This window comes from Pseudomonas sp. R151218B TE3479, assembly GCF_053629195.1.
Genome location: NZ_JBRJHV010000001.1, coordinates 3984693 through 3994286, shown reverse-complemented (window position 1 = coordinate 3994286; position 9594 = coordinate 3984693). Strand labels below are relative to the sequence as shown.

General features: G+C 62.3%; 5 protein-coding genes (1 of these 5 cut by a window edge). 1 reads left to right on the top strand and 4 read right to left on the bottom strand.

What is annotated here, in order from left to right; translation table 11 throughout:
- Positions 1–43: 43 nt before the first annotated feature.
- Positions 44–1384, top strand: a complete 1341-nt coding sequence (locus AB7M32_RS17185) for a diaminobutyrate--2-oxoglutarate transaminase family protein (protein ID WP_454250678.1) — start codon at positions 44–46, stop codon at positions 1382–1384.
- Between the two features lie 85 nt (positions 1385–1469).
- Here the strand turns inward: AB7M32_RS17185 and AB7M32_RS17180 are convergent, their stop codons facing one another.
- The 4 genes from AB7M32_RS17180 to AB7M32_RS17165 all read right to left on the bottom strand — a co-directional run.
- On the bottom strand, positions 1470–3431 hold the full coding sequence (locus AB7M32_RS17180) for a MacB family efflux pump subunit (RefSeq protein ID WP_454250677.1): 1962 nt from the start codon (positions 3429–3431) through the stop codon (positions 1470–1472).
- A 2-nt stretch (positions 3432–3433) separates the two neighbouring features.
- Complete coding sequence (macA, locus tag AB7M32_RS17175) at positions 3434–4585, bottom strand: macrolide transporter subunit MacA (protein ID WP_072405395.1); 1152 nt, start codon at positions 4583–4585, stop codon at positions 3434–3436.
- Positions 4586–4663: 78 nt separating this feature from the next.
- Positions 4664–9178, bottom strand: a complete 4515-nt coding sequence (locus AB7M32_RS17170; protein ID WP_454250676.1) for a non-ribosomal peptide synthetase — start codon at positions 9176–9178, stop codon at positions 4664–4666.
- Positions 9156–9594, bottom strand: partial view of a non-ribosomal peptide synthase/polyketide synthase gene (locus tag AB7M32_RS17165; RefSeq protein ID WP_454252153.1) — the 3' portion only. 25868 nt of this gene lie beyond the right edge of the window; 439 of the gene's 26307 nt are visible here — the last part of the coding sequence; the start codon falls outside the window, past its right edge; it ends in the stop codon at positions 9156–9158. Before AB7M32_RS17165 ends, AB7M32_RS17170 begins: the two co-directional genes overlap by 23 nt.

The window sequence follows — 9594 nt, the reverse complement described above, 5'->3', positions numbered from 1 at the left end:
GGCCCCGCTCGGTTCACGTTCCATAGCCAATGGATGATCGAATATGGAAGCACTTACTTACCTCGAAAATATCGAGTCGAACGCACGTACCTATGCGCAGACTTTCCAGCGCCTGTTCGTCAGCGGCAGGGGCATGCGTATCAAGGATGCCAGCGGCCAGGAGTTCCTCGATTGCCTGTCGAACGCCGGGACACTGGCCCTGGGGCATAACCCGCCCGAAGTCCGGGACGCGGTGATGCGCTTCCTTGACAGCGATCACCTGCAGCAGGCACTGGACCTGGCCACGCCGGCCAAGCATGCGTTCGTGCAGGAGCTGTTCTCGATGCTGCCTGCGCAAATGCGCGACACCAGCAAGATTCTCTTCTGCGGGCCCAGCGGTTCGGATGCCGTCGAGGCCGCCATTAAATTGGCCCGCCACTACACCAAACGCTCGCCATTGATGGCGTTCCACGGCGGCTACCACGGCATGACGGCCGGCGCACTGTCGGCGATGGGCAAGCTGTCTCCCAAGACCGGCGATGGCCTGATTGCCCAAGGCACGCACTTTCTGCCCTTCCCCTATCGGTTTCGATGCCCGTTCGGCACCAATGGCGAGCATACCGATCAACTGTCCATCGACTACATCCGTACCGTCCTCTCCGACCCCGAAGGCGGTATCGCCAAGCCGGCGGCGGTCATCGTCGAGGTGGTGCAAGGCGAAGGCGGCTGCATCCCGGCCTCGGCCAACTGGCTGCGGGCGCTACGGGAAATCACCCTCGAGCAGGACATCTTGCTGATCGTCGACGAAGTCCAGACCGGCCTGGGTCGCACCGGCAGCACATTCGCCATCGAGCACGCAGGCATCGTCCCCGACATCCTGGTGCTGTCCAAAGCCATCGGCGGTGGCTACCCACTGGCGGTGATCGTCTACGCCGAACATCTGGATACCTGGGGCCCCGGCATGCATGCGGGGACCTTCCGCGGCAATCAGATCGCGATGGTTGCTGGCGCCGCCACCATGCGGCAAATCCGCAGGGACCATCTCGTCGCCCATGCCGCCCGGATGGGCGAACGACTGGAAAGCGGCCTGCGGGACATCGCGCAGCGTTTCCCCTTCATCAGCGACATCCGCGGTCGCGGGCTGATGATTGGCGTGGAAATCACCAAGCCGGCCGACAACCAGCGCGTCGGCCAGGCTGACGGCGCCCGGGCACACGCCATCAAGCTCAACTGTTTCGACAATGGCTTGATGATGGAAACCGGTGGGCGCCATGGCGCAGTGCTCAGGTTCCTGCCACCCCTGACCATCACCGAGACCGAGGTCGGCATGGTGCTGGACCGCTTCGAACAGGCGGTGAGGAAGGTTGGCGAGACTCGCCCGCATGCGGCACGCGTGGCGGTATAAGGCGCCAGGCACACCTTATGTGGCGAGGGAGCTTGCTCCCTCGCCACAGGGCTCCTTACCTGGCTTCATGCCTGAGTAGCCCGGATCAGTCCCGTGCCAATGCATTGATCGGATCGAGCCGCGCGGCATTGCGCGCGGGCACGAAGCCGAACACGATACCGATCAGGGTCGAGCAGACGACAGCAGCGACGATCGATCCCATCGAGAACACCATTTGCCATTCCTTGACGAAGATCGAGAAGACGTAGCCGATCCCAAACGACAAGGCGATGCCAATCGTGCCGCCCATCAGGCACACCATCACCGCCTCCACCAGGAACTGCTGGCGTATATCGGACTGACGCGCACCGACGGCCATGCGGATACCTATTTCACGGGTACGCTCGGTCACCGAGACGAGCATGATGTTCATCACCCCGATGCCCCCCACCACCAGCGAGATGATCGCAATCAACGAGAGCAACAGCGCCAGGGACTGGCTGGTCTTTTGCACCGTCTGCAGCACGCTGTCGAGGTTGTAGGTGAAGAAGTCCTTGATGCCGTGGCGTTGGGTCAGGAGCTTGACAACGTTGTCTTCCACGACTTTGCTCGGCTGCCCGTCCTTTATCCGGACCGTGACGCTGTCCAGGAACCGCTGGCCCAGCAACCGGCCGGCCGCCGTTTCATAGGGCATCCAGATGTTCAGGTTTTTGTTGGTATTGAACACGCTTTTGCGGTCTTCGGTCACACCAATGACCGTGCAAGGCAGGTTGTCGATGAGAATCACCTTGCCCAACGGGTCGGTGTTCGGGCCGAACAGTCGATGGCGGGTGTTATGGTCGATCACCACCACTTGTGACTGCCGTCGGGCATCGTCCTTGCTGAACGCGACACCGGAACCGATCTTGATCCCGCGAACCTGGAAATAGCTCTCGCTCACCCCGTTGACGGTCGCATTGAGGTCGATATTTTCATAACGCAACAACAGGTTGCGGCCAACGTTGGGGGTCGCGCTGTCGATGTAATACTGATCGCTCAGGGCCGTGACGTCGGACAACACCAGGGTTTCGATCGCCGTCGAGCGACTGTCCCCCCAGTCGGCCCCGGGCATGATCTCGATCGTATTGCTGCCGATCGCCTGGATGTCTTTCAGGACATACTGCTTGACCCCTTCGCCGATGGCCACGATCGAGACCACCGAGGTGATGCCGATGATGATGCCCAACATGGTCAGCAGGGTGCGCATGCGATGGGAAACCAGCGCCACCCAGGCCATGTTGAACGCTTCGCTGAACAGGCCGAAGCTGGCGAGCAGGCCATTGGCTGGTTTGGCCTTGGCCGGACGCGTGCCTTGCGGCGACTGATCCTCCAGCGGTGGCTGCGGATTGGGCCGATCACTGACAATCTCGCCGTCGCGGATCTCGATGATGCGCTGGGCGTGGGCCGCCACTTTCTCATCGTGGGTCACGATGATGACCGTGTGCCCCGCCCTGTTGAGCTCCAGCAGGATCTTCATCACTTCCTTGCCGCTGGTGGTGTCCAGCGCCCCGGTGGGTTCGTCCGCCAGAATGATGTCGCCACCGTTCATCAGGGCCCTGGCGATACTCACCCGCTGCTGTTGACCACCCGAGAGCTGGTTGGGCCGATTGCTCAAGTGCCCCACCAACCCCAAACGTTTCAACAACTCTCCGGCACGACTGTGCCGTTGCGACTCGGCGGCGCCGGCATAAATCGCCGGCATCTCGACGTTGTGCAAGGCGCTCAGGTGCGGCAGCAAATGGTAGCGCTGGAAAATGAAACCGAAGTGATCGCGACGCAACATCGCCAGTTCCTGGTCGCTCATCGAACCGGTTTCGCGCCCGTCTACCTTGTAGCTTCCGGCGCTCGGATGGTCGAGGCAGCCGAGCACGTTCATCAAGGTCGACTTGCCGGAACCGGACGCCCCGGTGATCGCGACCACCTCGCCGGCATTGATCGTCAGGTTGATGTCCTTGAGGGCGATGAAGGCTTTTTCGCCAGCCAAGAAGCTGCGGGTGATGCCCTTGAGTTCCAGCAATGGTCGAGTCATGGTCAGGCTCCCGCCACGGCCGGGGTCGGCTCGCCGATGACGACCTTGTCACCTTCGGCCAGGCCATCCTTGATCTCGGCCCTGACGTTGTTGTTGATGCCCATGCGCACGTTACGCGGCTGAGCCTTGCCTTCGGCATCCAGCACTCGGACCACGTAGCTGCCATCCTGGTTTTTCGCACCCAGGGCAGCGACGGGAACCGTCAACACGTCCTTGGCCTTGTCCAGGACAATACGGACCTGGGCCGTCATTGAAATGCGCAGGCGATGATCGGGGTTCGGCACATCGAAAAGGCTGTTGTAGAACACCGCGGTGTTTTGCTTCGGCGTCCCGGCGTTCTGGGTTTCGAGGAAGTTCTGTGGCGCCGGCTCAGTGCCGCGCAGCTTGGCGTAGTAACGCTTTTCCGACTCGCCCAGGATGGTGAAATACACCTCTTGGCCAGGCACGATGTGAATCACGTCGGCTTCCGACACCTGCGCCTTGACCGTCATGGTGTCCAGGTCGGCGAGCTTGAGCAGGACCGGCGCCAGTTGCTCGGCGATCACGGTCTGGCCTTCCTGCGTGACGATCCCCACCACATAACCATCGATCGGCGCGACGATGTGGGTGTAGGCCAGGTTGACACGAGCGGTTTCCACTTGGATGCGGGCGTCCTTGATCTGTGCATTGAGGGAGAGCAGGTTCGCCTCTTCCACCCTGTAGTTGGACTCGGCGGTCTCATACTCCTGTTTGGAAATCGCGTCGTCCGGCTGCAGTTTTCTGTAGCGATCATAGGTGGCCTTGGCGTCCTTGAGTTGCGCCGCCGTAGCCTGCCGCTTGGCCACCAGGTTCTCTTCGTTGACCAGGGCCTGGCGCAAGGAGTTCTGCGCCAGCATCGGGTCGATTTCCGCCAGCCACTGGCCCTTCTTGACCTTGTCGCCCAATTTGACCTTGAGCGATTTCAGCTGGCCCGACACCTGGGCGCCGACATCGACCTGCTTGACCCCCTGCAGCGTGCCGGACGCCAGCACTGCGTTCTCGATGTCCGTGCGCTCGACCATGGCAGTCAGGTACTCCGGCGGTTTGCCCGGCGATTGCGCGCTGTAGAAAATCAGACCGGCCACCACGACCAGTACGAGCACGATAGCGATTTTGCGAAACTTCGACTTTTCCATAAATAACCATGAGTGCGTTGATTTCAGACCCGGCCAACGTGGCGCCGGGTTCCATGGATGCGCGTCAAGGAAGGACAGTCATACGTAATCACTGGCGGCCTCCTCGTCGAGCATGGGAAGGCCGTCCTGCCACCAGGCTGCCAGGTGATGTACGTGAGGGGCCTTGAGGATCGTGAAGTGGTTACCCGGACCGTACCAGATACTGAGGTCAGGGATATGCTTGCGCCATCCTTCGATCATTTGTTCCTGTTCGCGTTTGTTACCGGCCGTGTCCAGGGTCGGATCATTGGCCAGCACCAACCGCACCGGGCCGGTGTAGCGGTGTTGTGGTTGATAAACCGTGCGCAGGGCCGTACCGAAGGCTCGCGCCGGACCGCGCATGGAATCCACCGCCGAGCGCTGCGGCAACATGCCGGCGCGGACCATGCCGGCATGCAGCAAGCGCATCTGCGCGGTATCGTCCTGGGTACCGAAGACCGTGGCATCAATCCCCAAGGACTTGCCGGAAGCCAACTGCATCGCCTCGATCAACCGATTCAGCACCCCCGTCGCGGTGTAGGGCTTGCCCACCACGCCGTTGCCACCCGGCGACTCACTGTCGATCAGGGTCAGCGAAGCCACCTTACGTCCGCGGGCATGCAGGCGGGCCGCCATTTCGAACACGATCCAGCCGCCGAAGGAATGGCCGAGCAGATGCACCGGCCCCTCCGGTTGTACCTTGTCGATTGCGTCGAGGTACGCCTGGGCAGCGGTCTCCACGAGGCTGAAAGGCTCTGTGCTGCCGTCCAGCCCACGGTGTTGCAGCCCATGGATAGGCCATTCCGGTCCAAAGGCATCGGTCAGCCCGATAAAACCGGTCACGCTGTCGCCAGCCCCCGGGACACAGAATATCGGTGCCCGGTCGGCGCGTCCGCCCTGAATCGTCAGCAGTGGTTGGTAACGGTTCTTCGGCGAAGGTGCCGGACGGGCTGCGACGGTGTCCAGTACATCGCTGATGGCTTGGCCCAATGCCCTGACCTGTGGGGCCTGCATCATCGTCTGGTGGTTACCCGGCACCTTGACGCAGTGCATCTGCGTCTTCGGCAGGACAGCGTCCCACCCCAGGTAACCGGAATGTTCAGGCGCGTCGTCCTGGCGTTCCTCAGCCACCAGCAGATGTACCGGTACGGAGATCGGATACACCAGGTAATGGGCCAATGCATGACCGTGGGCGACCTCGCGATCCAGGTATTGCCAGAGCTGGGCCGCGCTGTACTGCGCCAGTTCGGGCGGGAGCAGGCCTTCGTCGTAGCAGTGTTGCACAAGGCCTTCGAATGCGAAGTCGCTCAGGCGAATCTGCAGGCGGGCCAGTTTTTCGAGCATCAAGGCGAGCTCCGGCTCTCCCAGGACACCGGCCTTCCAGAACACCTCGCAGCGATCCAGCAGATGCCGTGTGTGGGCTTCGTCCGGTGACCAGCGTTCCCTGCCCTGATCCACCAGCCGTGGCATGTAGCTGTCGATCAGGCCGACGAACTCGACCTCTTCGTCCAGCCCAATGAGCTGGATGGCGATCTCGTAGGCCAACACGCCGCCGAACGACCAGCCGGCCAGGCGATAAGGGCCTTGGGGCTGGACCGAACGGATGACGCCCACCAGCCGCGAGGCCAGGCACTCCATTGTCTGCAACTGCGGTTCGCCCCACGGGATGGCAGGCAGGCCATAGACCGGAATATCCGGATCGATGTGTTTGCCCAGCATCGGGAAGTAAAGATCCAGGCCGCTGAACTCGTGCACCAGGAACAGCGGGTTCTGCTGGCCGGTGGTGCGCACCGGTACAAAAGCCTCCTGCACCTGGACTTCGGTGCCGCGGGTCTGCAGCAACAGTGCCATGGACGCGACGCTGTCGTGCTGGAACAACTCAGCCAGGGACATCGTCAAGTTAGCTTGGGCCATCAGCCCCAGCAAACGAATCGCCAGCAGCGAGTGCCCACCCAATTCGAAGAAGTTGTCGTGGCGACCGACCTGCTGCAGGCCCAGTACCTCCTGCCAGATCTGCGCGAGCAGGGTTTCGACTTCGCCTTGGGGAGCCTCGTAGACACGGCTGACGACAGCCTCCTGGTCCGGTGCCGGCAGCGCCTTGCGATCGAGCTTGCCGTTGGCGGTCAGCGGCAGCACATCGAGTCGCACGTAGGCCGCCGGCACCATGTAGTCAGGCAACTGCGCGTGCAAATACCCGCGCAGGTCTTCGATTGGCAGCGCCTCATCCGCCGCGTGCTGGGTGAAGTAAGCCACCAGGCGCTTCTCACCCGGGGCGTCTTCGCGCACCAGCACCACGGCGTCCTTGACGTCGTCATGCAGGGCCAACCGGGCTTCGATCTCGCCCAGCTCGATACGGAAGCCACGGATCTTCACCTGATCGTCGTTTCGTCCCAGGCATTGCAGGTTACCGTCCGGCAACCAGCGGCCGAGGTCGCCGGTGCGGTACAGCAGTGCGTCGGGTTCATGGCTGAACGGGTCGGCGATGAACTTTTGCGCAGTAAGGTCCGGTCGGTTCAGGTACCCCTTCGCCACGCCCTTGCCGCCGATGTATATCTCACCGACAACCCCCATTGGCGCCAGGTGTTGGCAGGCATCGAGCACATAGACCTGGGTGTTGGAAATCGGTCCGCCAATGGGCACGCATTCGGCCCCCGGCGCCACGGACTTCACCTCATAGGTAGTGGCGTAGGTGGTGGTTTCGGTCGGACCGTAGCAATGCACCACGCGCAACCCGGGAACCAGCTCCAGCAAACGCCGGAACGAAGCCACATCGGCCCGTTCACCGCCGCACAACAGGATACGCAGGCCGCCAATGGCCTGGGGAATCAGTTGCACGTATTGGTTGAAGATCGCAGTGGTCACGAACAGTACCGTGACCCCCGAGTCCTCCAGCACTTGGGCGAACCTTGACGGCTCAAGCAGGGTTTCATGATCGATCACCACCACTTGCCCACCATTGAGCAAGGCGCCCCAGACGTCCATGGTGCTGGCGTCGAACGCCGGGTTGGAGGCGAACGCGATACGGTCGTGTTCGTTGAAATCAGCATAGCCGTTGTTGATCACCAGGCGACTGATCGCCCGGTGTGGCACCAGTACGCCTTTCGGCGTGCCGGTGGAACCGGAGGTGTACATGATGTAGGCGACCGATTCAGTGCTTTGCATCATGTCGAGGTTATTGGACTCTTCGTCCAACACGACAGTGTCCAGGTCCACGCGCAATGTGTCTTCAGGAACAGTCCTAACGCTCAGGGTCAGTACGACCCGCGTCCCACTGTCCCGCACCATGAAGCCTTGACGCTCGAGCGGCGCGTTGACGTCCAGTGGCACGTAGACAGCGGCACACTTGAGAATCGCCAGTTGGCTGACCAGCAGTTCGATCGAGCGCTCCAACTGCATCGCCACGCAATCGCCCGGTTGTACGCCCAGGCCGATCAGATGACGGGCCAGGCGGTTGGCCCGGACATTAAGCTCGCTGTAGGTCAGGGTTTGTGCGTTGTGCACGACCGCAATAGCCTCCGGGCGCTCGTTGGCCTGCGCCTCGAACAGGCCATGGACGGTCCTGTCCTGGGGATAGCGACGGGTAGTGGCGTTGAAATCCACCAGCAATTGCCGACGCTCGGCCGACGGCAGGATCGAGACGCTGTTCAAAGGTGTTTGCGGTGCTTGCTCCAACGCCTCCACCAACTGCTCCAGGGCAATGTTCATGTAGACGCACATGCGCTGCGCGCCGATCTGCGGCACCGCCAGCGCCGACACGCTGAAACCTTCGCCCAGGTCATCCACCGACAAGGTCAGCGGGTAATTGGTGCGTTCCTCACTGCCCAGGGCCTCGATGCCTTCCCAGGCGGCGAACGCTTCGCTCGAAGCGGTGCCCATTGCGCTGTGCCGATAATTGAGCAAGGCGTTGAACAGCGGCATGGGCGCGGCAACGGCGCTGCAACGCTGGGCCAAGGCCAGCGAGGAGTGCTCGTGCCCCAGCAGATCGGTCAAGCGAGCGTGGGTGGCTTTCACCCCATCACGCACGCCTTGGCTACCGACATCCACCCGCAACGGCAAGGTATTGATGAACATGCCCAGTGCCCGGTCGGCGCCCTCGCCGCCCTGCATCCGCCCCATCAATACGGTGCCAAAGACCACATCCTGCCGGCCGGACACTTTGCTCAGGACCTGCGCCCACGCCAAGTGATGCAAACTCGCGGCACTCACGCCCAACTGACGAGCCTGGGCCCGCAGACGGCGGCTCAGGCCGGCGGCGAGGTTGAGCCCTGCGGCTTCGATATCGCTGCCATCGCCACGGACATCCATCAAGCCGAACGGCAACGTCGGCTCGTCGATATCGCCGAGCATGTCGCTGAAGAAGGTTTCGTGCTGCTCGCGGCTCACGCCCAAGCGGGCCTGGGCCACATAGTTGCGAAACGGCACCGCTGCGCCCAACTGGTCAGCGTGACCCAACAGGTGCGCCTGCATTTCGTGTTGCACCACTTCCAGCGCCGTGTGGTCGAGGGCCATGTGGTGGAACAGCAGCATGGCGACCCAACGCTGGTTGGCGGCGTCACGAGTGTACGCCAGGCGCATCAGGGGTGCCTGGCGTACGTCGAGGCGCACGTGTTGCCGGTCGAAACGTTCGAGCAGTTGCGCGGTGACGTCGTGGCCCGGTTCGAAAACACACTCCTCCAGAATCAGATTGTGCCTGGCGAACGACCACTTGAACCGGCTCGCGCAGGCCTTCCCAGAGCACGGCGGTGCGCAAGATGTCGTGGCGGTCGATGACGCCTTGCAAGGCGTCGACAAAGGCATCCAGCCGGGTGCGATCCTTGAAGTTGAAGGTGGCCTGCTGCACGTAGAGATCGCCCTGCGGCGAAGCCAGGTGGTGATACAGGATGCCTTCCTGCAGCGGCGCCAGGGCATAGATGTCCTGGACGTTGTTCACGCCGCCCGGCACCGTCGCGACGATCTGCTCGATTTCCTCTTGGGACAGATCGGCCAACGGC